This window comes from Shewanella morhuae, assembly GCF_900156405.1.
GTDB lineage: Bacteria > Pseudomonadota > Gammaproteobacteria > Enterobacterales > Shewanellaceae > Shewanella > Shewanella morhuae.
Window position 1 is genome coordinate 71220 of sequence record NZ_FTNN01000009.1, and the last position, 24596, is coordinate 95815.

Consider the following 24596-nt stretch of genomic DNA (forward strand, 5'->3'; position numbering starts at 1 on the left):
GGCGTTACTACAGACTTAATGGCCAGACATGATTTTTTCAACATCTTCTGGTTTATCGTGTACTCCAAATTTATCCACTATGGTTGCACTGGCTTCGTTAAGGCCAATGACCTCAACTTTGGTTCCTTCACGGCGGAATTTAATCACTACTTTATCCAGTGCCGATACCGCAGTAATATCCCAAAAGTGCGCTTGAGTTAAATCAATGGTTACCTTATCAATAACTTCTCTAAAATCAAATGAGTTACAGAATTTATCTGCTGAGGCAAAAAACACTTGGCCAATAATGTGATAACAACGACTAGCATCAGCTGTTGTACTCTTAACCACCATAAAACGCGCTACTTTATTGGCAAAAAACAGTGAAGCGAGTAACACGCCAACAAAAACACCTATGGCTAAATTATGTGTTGCGACCACTACAATTACCGTGGCTATCATCACAAGGTTGGTCGATATTGGGTGGTGCTTAAGATTACGAATAGAATCCCAAGAGAAAGTGCCGATGGATACCATAATCATCACGGCAACAAGGGCTGCCATCGGGATTAATTTTAACCATTCACCAAGAAATACAATTAATACTAACAAAAATACGCCCGCGGTTAGTGTTGATAATCGTCCGCGACCGCCAGATTTTATGTTGATAATAGATTGACCAATCATGGCACAACCGGCCATGCCGCCCATTAAACCCGCGCCAATATTAGCGATACCTTGGCCCTTACACTCGCGGTTTTTATCACTTTGAGTGTCGGTTAAATCATCGACTATAGTGGCTGTCATCATCGATTCCAGCAAACCGACCACAGCAAGCCCCGCAGAATAAGGGAAAATGATGAGCAGGGTTTCAAGCGTCAATGGCACATCAGGCCAGAGAAATATCGGTAATGTATCGGGTAACTGCCCCATATCGCCAACGGTGCGAATATCTAAACCCATATAGATAGCAAATATCGTTAAGGTAACAATGCAAACTAACGGTGAGGGTAGTGATTTCCCAATGACTGGAATTAATGGAAATAAATAGATGATACCTAAGCCTGCGGCCGTCATTGCATACACATGCCAAGTTACGTCGATAAGCTCAGGTAATTGAGCCATAAAGATTAAAATCGCTAACGCATTCACAAACCCAGTCACGACAGAGCGCGAAACAAAGCGCATCAAATTACCGAGCTTTAAGTAACCCGCAGCAATTTGTAGTACACCGGTCAATAGGGTGGCAGCCAGTAGATATTCAAGCCCATGTTCTTTAACTAAGGTCACCATTAGCAGCGCCATGGCACCCGTTGCTGCTGAAATCATTCCCGGTCTGCCGCCGGTAAAGGCTATGACCACCGCAATACAAAAAGAGGCGTACAGGCCAACTTTAGGGTCAACGCCTGCAATAATAGAAAAGGCAATCGCCTCTGGGACTAACGCCAATGCCACCACAATACCGGCTAATAAATCTGTGCGGATATTAGAGAACCATTCTTTTTTTAGGGTCTGTATCATGTTTTTTACTCTATTAAAAATATCGTCATAAGCTCCAATAGTCATGATTAACGCGAGACATACATGTCAGCGTACAGCCGCTCAGATACTTATTCAGCACTTATTTAGCACAATGCAATAAGGGCGACATGGCTATTGGAATAATAGGTTGTAGCAAACAGCTCGCTAGACAGTAGTCACTATGGGCTGAACGCAGTGGACTTAAAAAGAAGGGGTAAACTAATGTGGCTTAACGCTCATTGCAAAAAGAACCCTATTAAATACTCAATGAGTAAAATACTGACGTTAAATTGCACATGCCAACCTAAAGTGGCGGCAAAGAGTACAGTTGTGGGGCGGAAAAGTCAAAATAGCGAACATAAGCTGCGGTGATAAAAAGTGTGCAAGAAGCGTTGAATACATCATGTGCTGGTGCATTGCTGACTCTGTGGTAGCATCTGCCACGCATTTTTGCGTAAATATCTTATGCCTAGTGAACCTGTGATTAAATGAGAGTGTGATGAAGAATACCTTAGCCCGTGGCTTGATGAATTTGTTACCTATGGCCTTGAGTTTGTGGCTGTTTTGGTCGTTATTTGTATCCTTAGATGGCCTAGGGATTATTATTTTAGAGTTAGTGGGGATTAACCAACATATTATTGGTGCAGGTTTTATCCTTGTTGTGGCATTAGTGTTTGCGGTGGGGTTATTATTTTCAGTCAGCCCAATTGTATGGATTTATGGTTGGATTGAGCGGCAACTGATGCGCTTTCCATTGTTTAAATCGGTTTATGGCAGTATCCGTGATATTGCTTCGCTAATGAATCGTGATGGCAAGCCGACAAGCCAAAAAACCGTATTAGTGAAACAAGCCAATGGCAGTTTTGTGGTGGGGTTTATTATGACGGATACGCCGCCGCAACCACTGCTCGATGCCTTACCAGAAGGGGATTGGGTGCCGGTATTATTCCAGCTCAGCTATCAAATGGCTGGCGTGACAAGTTTAATCAAACGGGACGATTTAATTATGGTCGATTGGTCTTTTGAAGAAGCAATGCGCTTTAATTTAACCGCAGGAATTTCACAGACGCCGACTAATCCTTAGCTTTGATCTAAAGGCTATTTTACGTTATCGATTTGTGTACTTTAGCGTTTAACATCAAGTTTGATGATTTTTGTGGTATAATTTTTTGGCGACTAATCTAGTCGCCATTTTTTATGCTAAATATACTAATAAAAAATTGTTTTATGCTGAGTGCTATTTTACCTAGCGTTTACGGCTTAGGTTGTTCGATAGCCTTAACTTATAAAGTTATGCGATTAATCCCTTGTCAGTCTTTACCGCGTTTAGCCAGAGTGCATCGTTATAATAAACCGAGGGAATAACTCCGTACTACAATTAGATAAACTCACCTCATAAAACAAATTTTGAATATACATTTATGTTTATCTCGCCGTTGATGCGCTGAGATATTTCGAGAGTGAACTCGCTAGAAATTGGGAGAATCAATGTCGATCAAATCGAGTATTAATCCGCCGGTATTTTATTCATCGGTTTTCTTCATCATTTTAATCGTGATGATCTGTGCGGTATGGCCCACTGAGGCTAATACCGTCTTTAAATCAATACAGTCATGGATAGAAACACAAGCTGGATGGTTTTACATTTTAAGTGTGGCTTTCTTCCTGATTTTCATCCTCTTTATTATGGTTAGCCGTTTTGGCGATATTAAACTAGGGCCAGATCATTCTGTGCCTGATTACAGCTATAAAAGCTGGATAGCCATGTTGTTTTCGGCGGGCATGGGCATTGGTTTGATGTTCTTTGGCGTCGCCGAACCTGTGATGCATTACCTTGCACCGCCCGATGCCACGCCTGAGAGTCTCGCTGCTGCGAAAGAAGCGATGAAAATCACTTTTTTCCACTGGGGTCTACATGCATGGGCGATTTATGCCGTAGTGGCATTGAGTTTGGCGTATTTTTCTTATCGCCATAAGTTACCGTTATTGCCAAGAAGTGCGCTTTATCCCTTAATCGGTGAGCGAATTTATGGCCCAATTGGCCATACCGTTGATACCTTTGCCGTGCTCGGCACTATGTTTGGCGTGGCAACGTCACTCGGTTTTGGGGTGTTACAGGTTAACTCAGGGCTGAGTTATTTATTTGAAAGTTTGCCTAATAATGCTGTTGTGCAAGTGTGTTTGATTATAGGTATAACCTTGCTTGCGACACTGTCAGTGTTCTCCGGCCTTGATAAGGGCGTAAAACGTTTAAGTGAACTTAACCTTGGCTTAGCCATTATTTTATTAATCATAGTATTAGTTCTTGGCCCTACAGTGATGTTACTGCAGGCATTTGTACAAAATACGGGTGGTTACTTAAGTGATTTAGTTAATAAAACCTTTAACTTGTATGCCTATCAACATAAAGAAGATTGGCTGGGAGGTTGGACCTTACTCTATTGGGGCTGGTGGATTTCATGGTCACCTTTTGTTGGTACTTTTATTGCGCGCGTGAGCCGTGGCCGAACCATTCGTGAGTTTTTGATTGGGGTATTATTTGTGCCATCGACGCTGACTTTCCTGTGGATGACAGTGTTTGGTAACTCGGCGATTGATTCGATCATGAATCACGGCGCTCAGTATCTTGCCGATGCGGTTAATACCGATGTGTCAGTGGCGTTGTTTGTATTTTTTGAGCACATGCCGTTCCCGACATTACTCTCGGGGATTGCGATTTGTTTAGTGGTCACTTTCTTTGTCACTTCGTCGGATTCGGGGTCGTTAGTGATCGATAACCTAACTTCCGGTGGTGATAATAATGCCCCTGTGTGGCAGCGCGTTTTTTGGGCGTTATTACAAGGGGTTGTAGCCTCAGTGCTATTGTTAGCAGGTGGTTTACAGGCGCTACAAACAGCGGCTATCGCCAGTGCTATGCCGTTTTTAATCGTGATGCTGTTTATGTGTCTGGGCTTATTTAAAGCCTTGAAGAATGACTGGCTGAAAATTAATAGCGTGCAGTTACACAATACCAGTGTGCAATATGCCAAGACAAATATGAGCTGGGAGGAACGGATTGGCGTGCTAGTTTCGCATCCAACCCATGAAGAGGCGCAGTATTTCTTAAATAATGTCGCAACGCCTGCGCTGTCAAAGGTGTGCCAACACTTTATGGCTAAGGGAATTGCCGCAGATCTTGAATATTTAGATGGACGGGTACGACTGGTGATCAGTAATGAGCTGAATTTGCCCTTTGTTTACGGTGTACGAACACGTTGCTTTGAAATCATTAATCCAGTGGGTACTGAAATCGAGCAGGGTGATACCTTGTATTACCGCGCTGAAGTCTACTTAGAACAAGGCGGCCAGCATTATGATGTGATGGGTTATACAGAAGATCAAATCCTCGCGGACGTGGTGACTCAGTATGAAAAATACTTACACTATTTACATCTATCGAATGCCGACCAAGGTCATGTGACTTAATTTTATTTAGGCTACTAAGGCTAAATCTCAAGCCGTATTACCCTGTAAAGTGCGGCATATATTGCCCCAAGTGATAACACCGATTATCCTTGGGGCAATTTTTAGGGTTTGTTTTAGGAATGTCACTATGTCAGTACCAGGCCAGAGTAAATTAGACAAAGTATTAGCCGATGCGAGAGAGTACAAAGCCAAACGTGAAGGTGGCTATCGCGAACAGGCTTTAAAACTTTATCCTTGGGTGTGTGGTCGTTGTACTCGTGAGTTTACGCCTAAAAATTTAAGTGAACTAACCGTCCATCACAAAGACCATAATCACGATAACAATCCGTCAGATGGTTCAAACTGGGAATTATTGTGCCTGTATTGCCACGACAACGAGCATTCCCGCTTTGAAGAGCTGATCCGCTACGGTGGTACCACTGAAACTAAGCAAGCTGCTGCGACCTACAATCCCTTTGCAGACTTGAAGTCAATGCTGAAAAAGTAGTTTGCGTTATGGTGTGAGTGATAGATTGTCAGCGTTAAATTGTCAGCGTTAGATTGTTAGTGTTAGTGCAAAAATATGAATGGACGGTATTTAATCTTTGCTGGTTAAACGCGCTTCGGCGGCGAGCCATTTTGCGCGACACAAAATATGCTGATTCTCTTGGCCTTCTAATGCCGCTTTACGGGCTGGTAATTGCGCGCAAATAGCGGCTTGCTGTGTGTCGCTGGTGGTACGCCAACTGACAATTTCATCGATATGCCGAAAGCAACCCATGCAATAGTCATCATCATTTAAACCGCAGCGTGCAACGCAAGGTGAAAGCATAGGTGTCCTCTGGGTGCCTTATCGTTATAACGTTAAGGTTTCAGCTAACGATATGGTTGAGTGTCTAACGTGGCGCGATACTAACATTTTTTCGTATAAAGTCATCTTTAAGGCGCATTCACTTGGCCTAAAATAAGGTAAGTTTTTTGATACTGGGCATGACGTGAATCAAGATAAATCGTACAACACATCCAATTATTCAAAGCGATTTGAGCAACTTAATCAGTTGCTTGAACAGAGCGTTGCCCTATGGCAAGTGCGCGCTTTTGAGGCGACGAATTTGCCTTGGTCGGCGCAGTTTGGGCAATTGGCCGCCGCAGTCTGGGCGCTGGACGATAGCGAGCTTGATGAACTTGATGCCGAGCAATCTTTGCTGGTTGAGGCGCTAACACCGGCATTAAGTGAAGATCTTAAGGCGTTAGACCAAGATTGGGATTTATCCTTACTCACTGAATCGATTGCCGCTACAGATAAAATACTTGCTGTTGATGAGGCGCAGGTTAACGGTTTATCCATTAATGATGAAGCGCATTTTAGTGCGCACATTAAAGGTCGTAAATGGCAGCAAATTACTGCATTTGTGCAGTATTTGCCGGATCTTGATTTACCTGTATTGGAATGGTGTGCGGGTAAAGGCCATTTAGGCCGCTTGATTGCCAAGGCCCGCGGCGCCGAAGTGGTGAGTCTAGAATGGCAAGCGTCACTGTGTGAGGCAGGCCAAGCTTTTGCCGATAAGTGGCACTTATCGCAAACCTTTGTTTGCGCCGATGCCTTTGCTATTAACGTCAATACCAATCCGTTCACTAGGCAACAGCAAGTGGTAGCGCTGCATGCTTGCGGTGATTTACATGTGAGATTGTTAACGTTAGCCGCAGCGGCGGGCACACAGGCGCTGGCAATTTCCCCCTGTTGTTATCATTTAATTCAAGGCAGTTATTATCAAGCATTGTCAGATATGGCTAAAAAAAGCGCGATAAAACTGAGTCGCCACGACTTACAGCTACCACTGCAACAAAGCGTGATTGCCAGCCCTAAACAGCAGGCGCTGCGTCATCAAGAAATTGCCTGGCGTTTAGGGTTTGATGCGCTGCAACGTCAATGTCGGCAAATTGATGAATACTTACCCTTACCATCGCTGAAGCAGAGCCAACTTAGCGGCAGTTTTAAGCATTTTTGCTTGTGGGCGGCCGAGACTAAGACACTTAAGTTAACGCAAAACTGTGATTTTGATGCTTGGCTTGAAGTCGGGCATAAAAGGCAGCAATTAACACGGCGCATCGACCTTGTCGCGCATCTATTTCGCGCGGTGCTCGAACAGTGGTTAATCTTAGATCGTGTTTGTTTTTTACAGGAACAGGGATACGGCGTTCGCGTGGGTGAATTTTGTGCAAACAGCGTCACGCCAAGAAATGCATTAATTTTAGCGCAAAAAATGGCGACATAATTTAAACTGTCTTAAAGTATACTGTACTGTTATGTTTTTTATGAAGTATTTGCTTACTAATCTATTTTAAATGAATCAAAGCAAATTCAACTCTGTGGTGTTTAGAACCTGCACTGTGAGACAAGTCTTACACTAAAGGTGGTTTTTTATTGAATCATCGGGCTTTTCTTGTTCAAATGTCGCATTAATGACGAATAACAACTGAAAGCTGACCTTAGGTCAGTCATTCTAGTGAGCGAATAAAACAGTTTCATGAAATATTCCCGCGTATTTATTAATAGCCTGGCCTACGAACTGGCACCTGTTGTGGTTTCCAGTAGTGAGCTAGAGTCTCGTCTCGCTCCTTTGTATCAAAAGTTCCGTATTCCTATGGGACAGCTTGCCGCATTGACTGGGATCACTGAACGCCGCTGGTGGCCAAAAGGGCATCAATTGTCTGACGGTGCCATTAAAGCGGCCCGTAAAGCCATGGTTGAAACCGGGATTAACGTTGCTGATTTAGGTGCTGTTGTCTACACCGGTGTGTGCCGTGACCAACATGAACCCGCCACGGCTTGCCGTATCGCAGCCTCTTTGGGGGTGTCAAAAGATACCGCTATTTACGATATCAGCAACGCTTGCCTTGGAGTGTTATCGGGTATTTTAGATATCGCTAATCGCATTGAGTTGGGCCAAATTAAAGCGGGTATGGTGGTGTCATGTGAATCGGCAAGGGACATTGTTGATGTCACTATCGACAACATGCTCGCCGATCCGACCATGCAAAATTTTGCTCTGTCGCTGGCCACCTTAACCGGTGGTTCTGGCGCGGTAGCGGTTATCTTAACCGACGGCAGTTTACCGCTGACTAATGTGCGTCAACATCAATTGCTCGGTGCATCGCATTTATCGGCACCTGAACATCACCAGTTATGTCAATGGGGATTACAGGAAGCAGGCCACAATCTGTATCGCGAGTTTATGCGAACCGATGCGGTCACCTTGTTAAAAGAAGGGGTTGAGCTGGCCAAACATACTTGGGAGCATTTTCTTGAGCAGCGCAATTGGCTGGTTGAACAAGTTGATAAAGTGATTTGCCATCAAGTCGGTGCATCGAACCGCAGACAAGTGCTTAGTGCACTCAATATTCCACCCGAGAAAGAATTTCCAACCTACCAGTTACTTGGCAATATGGGCACCGTATCTTTACCTGTGACTGCGGCGATGGCGCACGACCAAGGTTTTTTACAGGCGGGCGACCAAGTAAGCTTTTTAGGCATAGGTAGTGGGTTAAATTGCATGATGTTAGGCATTAAGTGGTAAAGGCGTCATAGGCCCTTAAATCTTGACACCCTAATATATTCATTCGCTTTAAATAGCGCTCGCGTTCAATAGTATTAAAAAGATAGGAAGCGTTATGTTAGACACTCTGTTGCCTTTTCAACGTCATTTTTTGAGCCGTAATGGCAACAAGCTGCATTATATAAACGAAGGCCAAGGCGAACCTGTCGTGATGGTTCACGGTAATCCTAGCTGGTCGTTTTACTATCGCAATTTAGTCAGCGCCTTAAAAGAGACTCACCAATGCATAGTGCCAGATCATATCGGCTGCGGCCTATCGGATAAACCCGACGATAGCGGTTACGATTATACGTTAAAGAGTCGAATTGATGATCTTGAGGCCCTGTTAGATAGCCTTAATGTTAAAGATAATATCACCTTAGTCGTCCACGATTGGGGCGGTATGATAGGTATGGGCTATGCGGCGCGTTATCCTGAGCGCATTAAACGCTTAGTGATTTTAAATACCGGCGCTTTTCACCTGCCTAAGTCTAAGCCTTTCCCTTGGCCGCTGTGGATCTGCCGTAATACCTTGTTAGGTACAGTGCTAGTTCGTGGTTTTAATGCTTTTTCATCTATTGCCTCCTATGTCGGCGTGAAGCGCCAACCTATGTCGAAATACATTCGCGATGCCTATGTAGCGCCGTTTAACTCTTGGGCTAATCGGATTTCGACCTTGCGTTTTGTGCAGGATATTCCGTTGCGTGAAGGGGACAGAAACTATCAATTAGTCTCTGATATTGCAGCGAGTTTGCCGCAATTTGCCAAAGTCCCGACGTTGATTTGTTGGGGCCTAAAAGACTTTGTATTTGATAAGCATTTTTTAGCCCAATGGCGCCAGCACATGCCGCAGGCAATTGTGCATGAATTTGCCGATTGCGGTCACTATATTTTGGAAGATGCCAGTGATGAAGTTATTCATCACATCAAAGGCTTTATGTCTGAAGATAGGGCTGTGATAGAAACGGCAGATGTAGACAGTTCAAATTCTAAAACGGCAGCGACTGAACAGGTCAACGGTTAATGTCGACGTTGTTTGTAACTGATGCTGCGGTTTTGGCTCAATCCATATCCTTACCGAGCGCGGCATCACCCGTTTTAGTCGAGAGTCATGCCAATATTTGCCGCCACCTTAAACAAGCGGCCCATGCGATGCCCCATCATCTTGCGGTGGCTGTTCAGCAGGCGCATGGCGCATCGGTGGCGAATCTACGTTATAGCGAGTTAGATTTCCTCAATCTAGATAAGCAGAGCGATACCATCGCTTTTGCGCTTAACGCCCATGGCATTAAGCGCGGCATGAAGGCTGTGCTGATGGTGACGCCAAGCCTTGATTTTTTTGCTTTAACCTTTGCGCTGTTTAAAGCCGGCATCATCCCCATTCTGGTGGACCCAGGTATGGGTATGAATAATCTTAAACAATGCTTTGAAAAAGCATCGCCCGATGCTTTTATTGGTATTCCTAAGGCCCATGTTGCCAGACGATTATTTGGTTGGGGTAAGGGCAGTATTCGATCATTACTCAATGTGGATGGCGGTAAAGTTGACTTCGCGGCTAAGCTGATGCAATTACTGACTGGCTCGATAAGTTTATCGACCTTGCTGCAACACACCTCAACAAAAAATACCTCAACGCAGCATATTGAATATCCAATGGTGATGCTAAAGCCTAATGAAATGGCGGCGATTTTATTCACCAGCGGCAGCACAGGTACGCCCAAGGGCGTTGTGTACAGTCATGGGATGTTTGAAGCGCAAATTCAAGCGCTTAAACATGATTATGGTATTACCCATGGTGAGCGCGACTTAGCTACGTTTCCGTTATTTTCGCTGTTTGGCCCGGCGCTCGGAATGGCATCTATCGTGCCGCATATGGATGCCAGTAAACCGATTACCGCTAATCCCGAATTCCTGTTTGCTGCGATTGAAAAATATCAATGCAGTAATATTTTTGTAAATCCTGCTTTATTAGAGCGTTTAGGCCGTGCAGGCCAACAAAAACAACATAAGCTACCCAGCGTACAGCGGGTTATTTCAGCCGGTGCACCTGCGACTATCGCCTCTATTGCCCGCTTTAAGCAAATGCTTAACCCAGATGTGCCGATTCTCAACTCTTACGGTGCAACTGAATCGCTGCCCATTAGCATGATTGCCAGTAATGATTTATTTACCACCACAGACATCACAGATAACGGTGGCGGCATTTGTGTTGGCCGCGCGATTGACGGCGTGACGATTGGTATTATTGGCATAAGTGAAGATGTCATCCCTCTATGGAATGAGGCATTGCTGCTTAATTGCGGCGAAATCGGCGAGATTGTTGTGCAAGGGCCTATGGTAAGCCATGCCTACTATCAACTCGATAGCGCGACAGCGACGGCGAAAATTTGGGACACCGAAAATAACAGCGTAAGGCATCGCATGGGCGACTTGGGTTATCTGGATGATCAAGGTCGATTATGGATGTGTGGTCGTAAGGCCCACAGAGTCGATGCCACTCGTAAAGGACAGTTTGCTAAACGCTATTATTCTATTCCTTGCGAGCGTATTTTTAATACGCATCCTAATGTAAAACGTTCGGCATTAGTGGCGGTAACGGTAGCGAACGAGATAGAACCATTAATCTGTATCGAACTTGATAGGTCACTGGTATGCAATAAAAGCCAGCAACTGTATCAAGATCTCGTCACTATTGCTGAGCAATTTGCTCAAACTCAGGGTATAAGACGCTTTCTTATTCATCCTGATTTTCCTGTCGATATACGGCATAACGCTAAGATTTTTAGAGAAAAATTAGCCATTTGGGCGCAATCACAAACAAAGGGTTAATGTTAACCTCAGCGATCTTCTGCCTGCCTTTTTACGCTATAGTCTGTGCCCACGTTAACTAAGCTTGCTTAACTTCTTAGCCTTTATGCTTATTTTGTAAATGCTTACATAGACTTTTAAGCTCATATTGATGAGCAGAAATGGATATCTCAATGACGATAGACCCAATTAATAGTACGGCACTAGCGCAGTATCATGCACTTGAGCAAACCGCACTTAAGCAGCTCGCCTTTAAGGTGTCGCACGCCTTTGTGACAGGCGCGGGGGGATTTTTAGGTAAAGCTATTTGTGTACGCTTATTAGCTGCGGGTATTAAGGTTACTGGCTTTGCGCGCGGACATTACCCCGAACTTGAATCGCTCGGCGTGATTATGCATCAAGGAGATTTAGTCAATAAAGAGGCACTGCAACAGGCGATGCAAGGCTGCGATATGGTGTTTCATGTTGCTTCTAAAGCAGGCGTTTGGGGCGATAGAGACAGCTATTTTTGCCCTAACGTCAAGGGCGCTGCTAATGTGCTTGCTGTTTGTAAGGCATTAAAAATAAATAAGTTAGTTTACACCAGTACGCCGAGCGTGACTTTTGCGGGGCAAGATGAATCGGGTATTGATGAATCTACGCCCTATGCAACATCATTCCTTAATTATTATGCCCATTCCAAAGCGATCGCCGAAAAGATGATACTGGATGCTAATCAAGTGAGTGATGCTGTGACTGAGACTACTGATATAGCTCAAATGCCTTATGCGCTTAAAACTGTCGCTTTACGGCCACATTTGATCTGGGGCGCTGGCGATCCTCATTTGGTGCCTCGAGTACTAGCGCGTGGCCGTTTAGGTAAGCTAAAACTGGTAGGGCATGAAGATAAGCTGGTCGATACTATCTACATTGATAACGCTGCTTACGCCCATGTACTGGCGGCGCTTGAGTTATGCGAACCCCAGCCTAAGTGTCAAGGTAAAGCCTATTTTTTGAGTAACGATGAGCCGATCACTATGGCAAAAATGCTCAACCTGATTCTGGCCTGTGATGGTTTGCCTCCTGTGACAAAACGGGTTTCTAAATCAGTCGCTTATGTGGTAGGTGCAGTATTAGAAAGTGTATATTTGCTGCTAAAGAAGCAAGACGAACCCATGATGACGCGCTTTGTTGCACGGCAGTTATCCTGCAGCCATTATTTTGATATCAGCGCAGCCAAGCGAGATCTCGGCTATGGTGCACTGGTTTCTATCAATGAAGGGATGGCAAGGCTTAAAGTATCACTTTAGTTTAAATATACCTTCTCTTGTTGCCATTATTTAATTGGGGATTTATGAGTTGTGATGATTGTAAAACGTCAATATTCAGACAAAAGATAGGGCGTTGTACACGCTGTATGTGGCAGCTTACGGCTTTGTCGGTAATCAGTTGGCCGCTGTGGTGGTTTCTTTATCGTGACACGCCGCGGGAAGTGAATTCGATAGCCTTATTGTTTTTCTGCAGCGCTTTTTCGGGGTTACTTGCCTTACATCTTATTGTCTTGGCTTACCGTCGCCTCAGGGGGCGAGAGTAAGCCAAGTTTTCTTTCCTTTTTAATTGTTATACTTCGCTTACCGCTGTTTTCTCATGCATCATTCTCTTCATTAGTGGCGCTAAGGCGAAGAAAACTAACGCCATCACCACACCAATTTGTGCTGAAAATATAAACAGTTGCTCATATAGTGCCATAGCACTCGGTACGTCACTTATCGTCCCACCTTGAGTATCAATCGCGGCGAGTTTGTTTAATTCGGCGGCTAATATTTCAGAATAAGAAGTCCCAAGAAACCAAGCGCCCATCATCACGCTGACCACGCGTTTGACTGAAAGCTGAGTTACGGCAGATAAACCGATAGGAGATAGCAATAACTCACCGATTTCTAGTACAAAATACGCTGCAACTAAAAACCAAATACTCACAAAACCACTGCTTAGCGGCATTTGGATCCCAAGCACTAACACCATAAAAGATAACCCCGCGAATAAAATGCCGAGTGCCGTTTTAACTGGTTTGCTTGGATCGCAGTTTTTACGGGCAAGCGCGGGCCATAGCCAAGCAAAGATGGGAGATAAGCTGATCACAAAGAAAGCGCCAAGGAAGGTAAGCTGTCCCGCACTCCATTCTAGCCCCAGCATATTACGGTCCATTACACGGTCCGAAAATGCCACCCAAGAGCCATAGGTTTGCTCATATAATGCGAAGAAAACCAAGCCTGCGAGGATAAACAGCAGTAAAGCCGACATCTGTTGACGTTCAATCGGGTTACAGTGTTTGACCATAAACCAGCCAATACCCAGAACAAGGAGTAGTGATACTGAATGCAGGAACCAAATTACGGGACTAACGGCAGGCAATAAGCTACTGAGAGAAAGCACAAGTGAATGGGTTTGAATTAAGCCCCAAACTAACACAACACTGCCGATGGCACTTAAGTAAATCCATTGTTCTGTAGTGATACCGGCGGTTTTCTTTAAAATCCGCGCGGGATCTCTTGGTTCTGCGTAACCCTGTAGGTGTTTTTTGCCACGAATAAATACGATGAGTCCGACTAACATGCCTAAACCCGCTAGACCAAAACCATACTTCCAACCATAGGTTTCACCTAAATAAGCGCAAATTAATGGGGCTAAGGTTGCGCCTAAGTTGATACCTGCATAGAAAATGGTAAAGCCAGAATCACGCTTGGGGGACGTCGCTGGATAAAGCTGGCCGACGATGGTAGAAATGTTGGGTTTTAAAAAACCAACGCCAACAATGATTAAGGCCAACGATAGATAAAAAACCTGTAGTGCTTGTTCATCTCGTTGAACTTCACCAGCAATGATCACGGCTTGGTGGCCCTCATAGGCCATACCCAAGTGGCCGAGCACTAATAACACACCGCCGAAGATGACCGCTTTACGCATACCAATATAACGGTCGGCTAATAAACCACCGACCACGGGCATGGCATACACTAAGGCACCGTAGGCACCAATGACGTTATAGCCAAACTCATCGGTAAATAAATGATACTTAATGAGGTAAAGAAATAGTAACGCCTTCATTCCATAGAAGGAGAAGCGTTCCCACATTTCGGTAAAAAAACAGACATACAAACCTTTAGGGTGCCCAAGCAGCATTTCTGGTTGGTGCGAATGGTGTATGTTTGGTATTGGGTGCAAAGGATTTTGTTCTAGTGACACTTAAAACTCCCATTGCTGGCGCTTTATGCGCCGAGCCGTTATTGATTCATTTTATCGTAATGAATTTTATTAATTATTTTTCATTATTTATGGTTATTGCAGTGCTGTTGATTGCTGAAAGACGGCGCTGTAGCTGCAGTTAATCACACTCGGCTGGCATGGAACAGTCAAGGGGCTTGAAAGTGAGAAAAATTTTACCTATATATCGATTATGACCATTATTTAATGCATTTTTTTTGTGGCGACAAATCATACTAAATGCTTAAATTCATTCATTTTCAGTTAATAAATCAGTGTTAAATAGTGGGTAGAATACCGCAGCCAAATATGAGTGCGATTAAGTTTGTAGCCTCTTAATGACGGAGTTCAGTCCTAAATATGCTCAGTTAGCGTGATGATCCTTTTATGCTTATCTGGATTTATTTCCTGAGAATAAACAGAATAAAGAATGCCGAAGTGCGATATTGCTAGAGGAGTAACAATAAGTGACCGCAGCTTAAATCGTGTGCCGGTTCTAATAGAAGGAGTAGCCGGACTCAATGTAATGTTTTACGACATCAATATTCAAAATCTACATGCCGAACGTTATGTGTAATTAAGGATAATTATGGAATTTTTTACTAGCCTATTTGTGGGTTACCCGCTGTGGGTTTGGTTAATGTTTTTTGGTTTTGTGCTAGCGCTTTTGGCCTTCGATCTTGGGGTGTTACACAAAGAGCAGCATGAGATTACCGTGGCCGAGAGTTTGAAACTTTCAGCTTTCTATATTTGTATGGGTTTATTGTTTGGGGCTTGGCTCTGGTGGTACAAGGGGTCAACGGCGGGGATGGAATATCTGACGGGCTACTTGATTGAAAAATCACTGTCTATGGATAACGTATTTGTTATCGCTTTAATTTTTAGTAGCTTAGGTATCCCACGTATTTATCAACATCGGGTGCTGTTCTGGGGCATCATGGGCGTTATTGTACTGCGCGCCATTATGATAGGCCTTGGTGCTATGCTGGTGGCACAGTATCAGGGTGTACTTGTATTGTTTGGGGTGTTCTTGATTTTTACTGGCGTAAAAATGCTGTTCTCAAATGATGAACACAGTGATATTCAAGATAATAAGTCTTACAAATGGCTACGTACTAAAATGCGTTTTACGCCAACACTGCATAACCAAAAGTTCTGGGTACGTGGTGAAAAACATCAATTAACAAAAGGATGGTGGGCAACGCCGTTATTCTTGGCGTTGATTTTAGTGGAAACCGCAGATTTGATATTTGCGGTTGATAGTATTCCCGCTATTTTCGCGATTACTCAAGATCCGTTTATCGTCTACACCTCGAATATTTTTGCCATTCTGGGGTTACGTGCTTTGTACTTTGCCTTAGCTGCGATGGTGCATCGTTTTGAATATCTCAAATATGCGTTATCAGTGGTATTAGTGTTTATTGGGGTAAAAGTGGGCTTAGTGTATTTCAATCACGAGGGCATGGTGGACTTTACTATCCCAACCCCAGTATCCCTTGGGGTAACTTTTAGCCTGTTAGTCGCAGGGGTGTTGTATTCATTATGGAAAACGCGTGGGCAAAAAATTGAAAATGAATAATTTAGGCAGGTATGGCTAGCCTAATCGTCTATCTGATCCGGCCGTTTATTGTTCACTAAACGGCCTTTTTTATATCCCGAGTTTATGAACTGTTAAGCTTTAAAGAGGATTTTTAAAATTAGTCTATACTTTATTAGAGTCACTTTTAGTTTGGGGCCTATAAAGGGAATTTTTAGAACTAATGCTCTTCAAGGACGATATTATGAAACTTAACATTACCGCCATACTCATGCTCTCGGTTTGTTCATTGACCGCTGTTAATGCACAAGCTGCAGACAAACAATCGACAAACACAATATCTGAGACAACATCTAACGTAACCTCCACTTGCACTGGAGCTTACCCAAGTTATTTCCAAGACCCTGCGTTTACTAAAACAGGTATGTGGGACAATCAGGTCATTATCAACCAAGCTTATCAGGGATGGGATGGACCTGTTTTTAGCCTCAGCGACGCCTATTCAAATGCCAAACAAGACAGTGCTGCACCCTGGCTTGAATTCAATCCCTTCGATAAAAGTCTGAGTGAGACAGAGAAAAACACCCAAGCGTGGAAATACCTTTGGGCTGTGATGAAGTACATCCAAGAGGGAAACATCGACAAAGGCGATATCAGTAAGGACTGGGATCTGTGTAATAACAAGGTACGCTCTTGGTACCATATTCCCTATCAGACCTATGATCCTATGAGTGGGCGGGAATTTATCCACGGCTTGACCCGCGAAGCCCCCGTCACAATGGAGATAAAAGGCCAAGGCGATTTGAAAACTACGATGTGGGCGGTGGGTTTTTATAATCCTCAGGCGGCAAATAGCATTGGCAAGGTATGGACGGGGGCGCCGTCACCAGTGATGCCACAACAAAACTTTGTGTTTAATGAAGGCAGCGTTATTGGCAAGTTACTGTTCACTACTGCAACGCCTAATAATTACCCCTTCCTTGAAAATGTACCAGTGTGGCGAGCGAATATCAGCTCTAGTGATTTTTGTGAATGTAAAAATACCGATGGTAGCGCTTGTAGCTTTCAACAAGAAACAGAGCAGTGCCCACGCTCTGTCGCTGATGTTTATTTATTGCAGTTTGATATCGCGGTGCGGGACAGTCGTTCACCCGTTGGTTGGGTCTATGGTACTTTTGTTGCCGACGGTCAGTTTAAAGCTAAAGAGAAAAATCCTTGGGATCGTATCTCTCCTCTGGGATTAATGTGGGGCAATGATACGCCACCTGTAAGCATCGGCGCGGCAGCATTCCCTCAAAACTCATTAACAGGGCTCAAGGATAGCGCGATATTCCAAGAGGTGGTTGACCGCTTGAATGAGCATACAAATGCGGGGCATTTAGGGTGTAATGGACGCTTAAATGGACCGGCGGATAACGGATTAAGCAGTTGTTTATCTTGTCATCAAACGGCTTCAGTTCCCGATAGCACAAATAATACACCAGCAATTATGTATCAATTCGCCTCTTACCAAGAATCGGGTAGCGGTCAATGTTTAACATCGCCTAGCACACTCGATCTCTCGATTGATCAAGTGTATTTCAAAACGTTTAAGTGCTCAGACGCCTTCGTCGGGCCAAGTAACATAGTTCCTAAGCCTAAATATACCCAAGGGCAAAAACAATGGATATCGACTGACTTTTCATTACAGCTCAGTATCAGTCTGACCCAATGGCAAGAGTGGCAACAAGATCAAGATAATCTGAAAAAGAACATCAAAGTGCGGGTATTCGAGGGCACTTTACCATCTCGTTAATAAATAGGTTTGTGTCATTAGTTGTATTGATGGCACTACATCAACACTGGTGATTAATTTATTTTTTACATTACTTTTTACGAACAAGGGACTCAAATAGAGTCCCTTTTATTATTTGTATAACTAAAAATAACGTTATTTTTACTGGCGGTCATTCCGTAACCGCATGAATATATTGATAACTACTGTAAAGGTTAATTTTATGTGATAGTTTATCGGCGTTTTTAACTCACAGAAGCAAGAGGGAACATGCTGACTATTTCTAATCTCACTAAAACCTACGATAACGGTGTTAAAGCACTTGATGGTGTTGATTTAATCATTACTAAAGGAATGTTTGGTTTACTCGGACCCAATGGCGCGGGTAAATCATCGTTGATGCGTACCATTGCTGCCCTGCAAAGCGCCGATAGCGGTAGCATAGTATTTAACGGTATTGATGTATTAGCCGACCCCCAAGCCTTGCGTAAAACCTTAGGCTATTTACCACAAGATTTTAATGTTTATCCTCGTATTAGCGCCTATGACCTTTTAGATCATTTAGCTATTCTGAAGGGCATTAATCAGAGCAAACTGCGTAAAGAAGCGGTCGAAGGATTACTGGCTCACACTAATCTTTATCAGCATAAAAATAAAGCGGTGAGTGGCTTTTCTGGCGGTATGCGTCAGCGTTTTGGTATTGCTCAGGCTTTGCTTGGCGATCCTAAATTATTGATAGTGGATGAACCTACTGCGGGTCTTGACCCTGAGGAACGTAACCGTTTCCATAACTTGCTGGTGAGTTTAGGCGAGGAAAAAGTAGTGATCCTCTCAACTCATATTGTTGAGGATGTATCTGAACTCTGCGCCAATATGGCTGTATTAGCATCGGGCAAAATCTTGCTTCAAGGCAATCCCCATCAATTAGTGAGTGAGTTAACGGAAAAGATTTGGACCAAGACGGTAAATCAAGCCCAGGCATTGGAGCTTGAGACGCAGTTGCCGGTGATTTCTAAGCGTTTATTAGCGGGACGCACAGTACTTAATGTGATGGCTGAAACCTGTCCCGAAGGTTTTATTCCTGCTACTGCTGGGCTTGAAGATCTGTATTTTTCTACCTTACACAGTCATCGCCGTCAGGCTGCATAAGGAGAGGTAGATATGTTGTTATCAATGCTTAGGTTTGAATGGCGTTACTATTTACGTCAGCCCTCTTTTTATGTTGTGTCTTTTTTATTGTTGTTAATAAGTTTTTTATCTGTCGCATCTAACAATATCCAAATAGGTAGCGGCGGCGAGGTAATGAAAAACAGTCCATTTGGTATTACCCAAACTATGTTGATCATGGGATTAATTTCTATGTTTGCCGTGGTGAATTTTGTGGGCAGCACGGCTATCCGTAATCATCAGCATTTAATGGAAGAGCTGATTTATAGCAAACCTCTATCGCCATTTGCATATCAATTTGGCCGCTTTTTAGGCAGCTTTGTTGTGGTGATGATGGTATTTGCGTTTATTCCCATCGGCTTAATGCTCGGTTCCTTTATGCCATGGGTCGATGCGAGCCGCTTTGGACCTTTTGCGTTATCGAATTATCTTGTGCCGTATTTTTTGCTCGCCATGCCGAGTTTGCTGCTGATCTCCACTCTGTTCTATGCGATGGCAAGTCGATTTAGATCTTTGATGGCGCTCTATCTAACTGCGGTTGCTATGTTGGTGCTCTACACCCTAACAGGTGAAATGGCGAGTCAACCACAGTATCGAACCATGGCAGCTTTGCTTGATCCCTTTGCGCTGCGTACCTTTGCCGAAGTAACCCGTTATTGGACTATTAGCGAGAAGAATAACCAGTTAATTGAATTCTCTGGGCTAGTGCTGCAAAACCGCGCGTTATGGTTTGGGATTGCCTGTGTATTATTGGCAATATCAGGGATTTTTCGCCAGCCGAGCTTGACCAAGAAGCGTGAGAAAAAATCAGATAAAGCGGGGGTCATTCCCAGCTTAGTGCCTTTGGCACAATTGGCTATGGCAACTGAACCCAATGGTCGACAGCAGTTTTGGATGCGCGTTAAATTTGAAATACGCCAAGTGCTGTTTACCGCGCCTTTTGTGGTGTTAGGTGCATTGACGATTTTTAACTTAATCGGCCCCATGTTTGATGACTTTGGCTCGTATGGCACATCTAATTGGCCACTGACCCAAGATATGGTGAATAACATTGCTGGCGCCACGGGGTTATTGATGGTGATAGTGTTGATTTATTACAGCGCAGAAATCGTCTGGCGTGAGCGAAGCTCAGGTATGGGAGATATTGTCGACAGCGTTCCTGTATCGAACTTAAGCTTTTGGGGGTCAAAGCTAGTATCAATAGTCATAGTAATGACCTTGCTGTACGTGCTCGCCATGTGTACCACCATCGCCTTCCAACTGATAAAAGGTCAAGCCAATCTAGAGATCGCGCAGTATCTTATTCGACTGGGATTTTACTATTTCTTGCCGTTGTTGATGACTGCGGTTTTAGCATTTTTCCTACAAGTGCTCAGCCCGAATAAGTATGCTGGTATGGGACTATTTGTTGCTTATTACCTAACAACGTTTGTCATGGCAAGTTGGGGATTTGGCCATAGCCTGTATAACTTTGGTCAATCACCGACTTTGATTTATTCAGATATGAACGGCTACGGCTGGGGCTTATTAAGCCATGCACTGTATATGATTTATTGGGGGGCCTTTAGCCTTATCCTGTTTGTCTTAGGCTATGGTTTATATCATCGCGGGCCGCAGCAAAGCCTTAAAAGTCGTATAGGGTTACTCGGCTATCAGCTTGGTTTTAGCGGTAAAGCTATCGTCAGCATTGCCTTAATGGTGTTTTTGAGTATGGGTAGTTATTTGTTCTACCAGACTAAAGTGCTGAATCATTATTTAACCCAAGATGAAACCACTGATCTGCAAGCCGATTATGAAAAGGTCTTTAAGCAATATCAAGGTATGCCGATTTTAGTGACAACTAAGGTTAATGCGAATGTCGATATTTTCCCTGAGCAACGCAAAATTGTCGCTAAGGTGATGTTTGAATGGCAAAACAAATCAGATAAACCGATTGAAAAAATACTAGTGCAGTTGCCTATTCATACGCAAGCTGAAACGGTAAAAATCAATATTCCTAATACTCGCTTGGGCGTATTTGATAACCGCTATCGCAATACTTGGTTGACCTTTACTACGCCTGTGCAGCCAGGGGAAATGGTAAAAGGTGATATTCAATTAGTGCGCGAGTCGGTGGGTATTGCTGAAGCGGATTTTGATTTGTCAGTGGTCGAAAATGGCACCTTTATCGATAATACCAATCTATTGCCGTTGTTTGGTTATCAAGATGGTTATGAGTTGATGGATCGCCACGAGCGCCAAAAACGCGGCTTAGCCGAGAAAGCACGTGCCCATAAATTAGAAGATAGCCATTATTACAGGCAAAACTTTTTTGGCGTCGATGGTGATTTCATTCAATTTGAAGCGACTATTTCGACCAGTGCCGATCAAATAGCCTTAGCGCCAGGGTATTTACAACAGCAGTGGCAGCAAGATGGACGTCAGTATTTCCATTACTTGATGGACAGCCCCATGGTGAATTACTACGCCATTATTTCGGGCCGCTATCAAGTGGAAAAAACGCAGCATAAGGGTGTTGCTGTTGAGGTTTATTATCATGCCGATCATCCTTGGAACGTGGCCCGTATGATCGAATCTGTTAATGATTCTATCGACTATTACACCCAAGCATTTGGTCCATATCAGCATAAACAAATGCGGATTATGGAGTTTCCGGGTTATCGCAGTTTTGCTCAAAGTTTCGCTAATACAGTACCTTACTCAGAACGCATTGGTTTTATTACCGATCTGCGTAATGAGGACAACATCGATTCTGTGTATTACGTGACTGCACATGAGGTGGCACATCAATGGTGGGGGCACCAAGTGGGCGCTGCGGATGTACAGGGCAGTGCGGTGATATCCGAAAGCTTATCGCAGTATTCGGCTTTGATGGTGTTGGAGAAAAAGTACGGCGATAAAATGCTCCGCAAATTCCTAAAGTATGAACTTGATGGGTATCTACGCGGTCGTTCATCGGAATCGATAAAAGAAATGCCTTTGCTGCGCAGTGAAAATCAGCAGTACATTCATTATCAAAAAGGTTCAGTCGTGATGATGGCGATTAAAGATACATTAGGTGAGGCGACACTCAACGCCAATCTTAAGGCATTTTTAGCGCGCTACCAGTACCGTAACGATCCATTCCCGACCACATTGGATTTGGTGAGTTACCTTAAGCAAGGTACAGATACAGCACAGGCTCGCTTTATCGATGAGTCTTTTAATGACATCACATTGTATGATCTCAGGTTGACGAATGCGGTCATGACCACGCTATCTGATGGCAAGACGAAAGTTGAGCTGACCGTCTATGCCAGCCGTAAAGTGGCCAGCGGTAAAGGCGAAGAAACCGAACAACCTTTAGATGTACTGGTGGATATTGGCGCCTTTAGTGCCGATCCCGATAAGCTGAAAAACGATAAACAAGTGTTATTACTTGAAAAACACAGACTTGTCAGTGGCGAAAATAAACTGACAATCACGTTGGATGATAAACCCAGTTATCTAGGCGTTGATCCCTTTGTGAAACTTATCGATAGAGATGCGAAGGACAATATCTTTAAGCTGTAATAGGCTCTTAAACAATTTTATTAAACCCTACGCACTATTTGGCTAGCTTGCCAGATAGTGCGTTTTTTCTTTGTTATACGCATATAACCTGACTCATTTTGAAATTAATGCAAATTTACTTGTTCTTCGGCGCAGTTTTTTCTAAGGTAATTGCAAATGATTTTCAATGAGGCGCTTTATGAATACCCATCTGCAGTTACAGGTTAAGCATTGGCTTGAAAATGATCCCGACTCACGCACTAAAGCCCAGTTACAAACGTTAATCGATAGCGGTAACGAAGCTGAACTGGCTGCGCGTTTTGCTGGCCGCTTAGAGTTTGGTACCGCAGGCTTACGTGGTGTGGTTGGCGCCGGTCCTATGGGGATGAATCGTCTGGTTATTCGTCAAACTTCGGCAGGTCTTGGTGCTTATTTACTTAGCCAGATTAAAGATGCGGCCGAGCGTGGCGTAGTGATTGGCTACGATGGTCGCCACGATTCATTTAACTTCGCCCACGATGCGGCTAGCGTGCTCACCGCGATGGGTATTAACGTGCGCTTAACCGCTAAAGTGGCGCCCACGCCGCTAGTAGCCTTTGGGGTGAAGCATTTTAACGCGGCAGCGGGCATTGTGGTGACCGCGAGCCATAATCCACCGCAATATAATGGCTATAAAGTCTATTGGGAAAATGGCGCACAGATTATTCCGCCCCATGACTCTGGTATTGCCGCGCAGATTGAGCGCGCTGCCAATCAAGCCATTCCGTTTTTAGAACATGATGACGCGGTAAAACAAGGTAAGTTGACTATCCTGCAGGACGATTTTTACCAAACTTATCGTAATGGTATAAAGCAAACGGAGGTGCTACAAAACCATACCGCACCCGAAAAAGTTAGCTTAGCCTATACCGCAATGCACGGTGTTGGCGCGGATATGGCTGAAACGGTATTGAAAGATGCCGGTTTTACTCAGGTGTATTCAGTTGCAGCTCAACGTGAACCTGATGGCGATTTCCCAACGGTAAATTTCCCTAATCCAGAAGAAAAAGGCGCGATGGATTTAGTCATCGCCGAGGCGAAAAAACACAGCGCTATGCTTGCCTGCGCTAACGATCCCGATGCTGACCGCTTTGCCGTTGCCGTGCGTAAAGACGATGGCGAATACCAGATGCTGACAGGCGATCAAGTCGGCGTACTCTTTGGTCATTATTTATTGTCCCATGCCAAAGATAATCAGCGTCTTACGGGCACCACAATTGTGTCATCGAGTCTGTTATCTAAGATTGCTCAAGGTTTTGGCACGCAAAGCTTTACCACGCTCACTGGTTTTAAGTGGTTGATGAATGTGGGGATTGCTAAAACTCAGCCCGAGAATCAATTTCTGTTCGCCTATGAAGAGGCGCTTGGCTACACAGTCGGCAGTATGGTATGGGACAAAGATGGTCTGTCGGCGCTGGTGGCATTTGCCCAATTAACTGCTGAACTAGTGGCGAAGGGGCAAACCATTTGGGACCGACTCGAGCAAATTTACCGCGAGCATGGTTTTCATCTTAATGCGCAGGTGAGTATTGCCTTAAAACCAGATACGCCCAATATTGGCGCTTATTTGCGCGAACATCCGCCCGTGAAAATTGGTGAGTTAGACGTACTGTCAACCGATGATTTAAAGGCCCTTGAGCGCCGTTTTGCCGATGGTATAGTCGAGAAAATCGATTTACCACCGAGCGATGTATTGACCTACTGCTTAACGGGTGGCGCTCGGGTGATTGTGCGTCCATCGGGTACTGAGCCTAAGATTAAGTGCTACTACGAAGTGGTAGAAACGATGCTTGAGGCTGATACTTTAGCCAGCGCCCAAGCGAAGGCTGATAAAAGGATGGCTGACTTTATTAAGGCTCACCAAGCTAGCTTGCCAAAATAACCGCAGCGATGTTCTTTGCCGTAGTCTGATAAGGTAAAGCTAAACATTCACTTTTAAACAAGGCAACTGACAGCA

General features: G+C 44.2%; 17 protein-coding genes. 14 read left to right on the plus strand and 3 right to left on the minus strand.

Annotated features, from left to right (window positions below; translation table 11 throughout):
* Positions 1 to 15: 15 nt before the first annotated feature.
* Positions 16 to 1500: a SulP family inorganic anion transporter gene (locus BW947_RS11995; RefSeq protein WP_076499894.1), complete on the minus strand. Its 1485-nt coding sequence runs from the start codon at positions 1498 to 1500 to the stop codon at positions 16 to 18.
* Between the two features lie 499 nt (positions 1501 to 1999).
* On the opposite strand from BW947_RS11995, the gene BW947_RS12000 reads away from it, so the two are divergent.
* From BW947_RS12000 to BW947_RS12010, 3 genes are all read left to right on the plus strand, one after another.
* Positions 2000 to 2584 carry a DUF502 domain-containing protein gene (locus tag BW947_RS12000; protein WP_076499896.1) on the plus strand — a complete coding sequence of 195 codons (585 nt, stop codon included), beginning with the start codon at positions 2000 to 2002 and terminating at the stop codon, positions 2582 to 2584.
* Between the two features lie 404 nt (positions 2585 to 2988).
* Positions 2989 to 4965 carry a BCCT family transporter gene (locus BW947_RS12005; protein ID WP_076499898.1) on the plus strand — a complete coding sequence of 659 codons (1977 nt, stop codon included), beginning with the start codon at positions 2989 to 2991 and terminating at the stop codon, positions 4963 to 4965.
* Between the two features lie 127 nt (positions 4966 to 5092).
* Positions 5093 to 5452: a YajD family HNH nuclease gene (locus tag BW947_RS12010; RefSeq protein WP_076499900.1), complete on the plus strand. Its 360-nt coding sequence runs from the start codon at positions 5093 to 5095 to the stop codon at positions 5450 to 5452.
* A 90-nt stretch (positions 5453 to 5542) separates the two neighbouring features.
* On the opposite strand, the gene BW947_RS12015 is transcribed toward BW947_RS12010, so the two are convergent.
* The gene (locus BW947_RS12015; protein ID WP_076499902.1) at positions 5543 to 5776 is read right to left on the minus strand and encodes a DUF1289 domain-containing protein; all 234 of its coding nucleotides are present in this window, start codon (positions 5774 to 5776) and stop codon (positions 5543 to 5545) included.
* A gap of 163 nt (positions 5777 to 5939) precedes the next feature.
* Between BW947_RS12015 and BW947_RS12020 the strand changes: the two genes are divergently transcribed.
* From BW947_RS12020 to BW947_RS12045, 6 genes are all read left to right on the plus strand, one after another.
* Positions 5940 to 7220, plus strand: coding sequence for a methyltransferase (locus BW947_RS12020; protein WP_076499903.1), 1281 nt, complete (start codon positions 5940 to 5942; stop codon positions 7218 to 7220).
* A gap of 252 nt (positions 7221 to 7472) precedes the next feature.
* On the plus strand, positions 7473 to 8522 hold the full coding sequence (locus tag BW947_RS12025; protein WP_076499904.1) for a 3-oxoacyl-ACP synthase III: 1050 nt from the start codon (positions 7473 to 7475) through the stop codon (positions 8520 to 8522).
* Between the two features lie 94 nt (positions 8523 to 8616).
* A complete protein-coding gene (locus BW947_RS12030) occupies positions 8617 to 9564 on the plus strand; it encodes an alpha/beta fold hydrolase (protein ID WP_076499905.1) in 948 nt (315 codons plus the stop codon).
* Entirely contained in the window at positions 9564 to 11369 is a 1806-nt protein-coding gene (oleC, locus tag BW947_RS12035; RefSeq protein WP_076499906.1) for an olefin beta-lactone synthetase, read from the plus strand. Before BW947_RS12030 ends, oleC begins: the two co-directional genes overlap by 1 nt.
* A gap of 152 nt (positions 11370 to 11521) precedes the next feature.
* Complete coding sequence (oleD, locus tag BW947_RS12040; RefSeq protein WP_076499907.1) at positions 11522 to 12637, plus strand: 2-alkyl-3-oxoalkanoate reductase; 1116 nt, start codon at positions 11522 to 11524, stop codon at positions 12635 to 12637.
* A 44-nt stretch (positions 12638 to 12681) separates the two neighbouring features.
* Complete coding sequence (locus BW947_RS12045) at positions 12682 to 12921, plus strand: DUF3624 domain-containing protein (protein WP_076499908.1); 240 nt, start codon at positions 12682 to 12684, stop codon at positions 12919 to 12921.
* A 26-nt stretch (positions 12922 to 12947) separates the two neighbouring features.
* Here the strand turns inward: BW947_RS12045 and BW947_RS12050 are convergent, their stop codons facing one another.
* Positions 12948 to 14573, minus strand: a complete 1626-nt coding sequence (locus BW947_RS12050) for a peptide MFS transporter (RefSeq protein WP_076499909.1) — start codon at positions 14571 to 14573, stop codon at positions 12948 to 12950.
* A gap of 607 nt (positions 14574 to 15180) precedes the next feature.
* On the opposite strand from BW947_RS12050, the gene BW947_RS12055 reads away from it, so the two are divergent.
* The 5 genes from BW947_RS12055 (at position 15181) to BW947_RS12075 (ending at position 24521) form a co-directional block, all read left to right on the plus strand.
* Entirely contained in the window at positions 15181 to 16170 is a 990-nt protein-coding gene (locus tag BW947_RS12055) for a TerC family protein (protein ID WP_076499910.1), read from the plus strand.
* Between the two features lie 202 nt (positions 16171 to 16372).
* Positions 16373 to 17923: a hypothetical protein gene (locus BW947_RS12060; protein ID WP_076499911.1), complete on the plus strand. Its 1551-nt coding sequence runs from the start codon at positions 16373 to 16375 to the stop codon at positions 17921 to 17923.
* Between the two features lie 249 nt (positions 17924 to 18172).
* Entirely contained in the window at positions 18173 to 19051 is an 879-nt protein-coding gene (locus BW947_RS12065; protein ID WP_076499912.1) for an ABC transporter ATP-binding protein, read from the plus strand.
* Positions 19052 to 19063: 12 nt separating this feature from the next.
* Positions 19064 to 22621 carry an ABC transporter permease/M1 family aminopeptidase gene (locus BW947_RS12070; protein WP_076499913.1) on the plus strand — a complete coding sequence of 1186 codons (3558 nt, stop codon included), beginning with the start codon at positions 19064 to 19066 and terminating at the stop codon, positions 22619 to 22621.
* Between the two features lie 178 nt (positions 22622 to 22799).
* Positions 22800 to 24521 (plus strand): phospho-sugar mutase, encoded by a 1722-nt coding sequence (locus BW947_RS12075; RefSeq protein ID WP_076499922.1) that lies wholly within the window; start codon positions 22800 to 22802, stop codon positions 24519 to 24521.
* Positions 24522 to 24596: the final 75 nt, after the last annotated feature.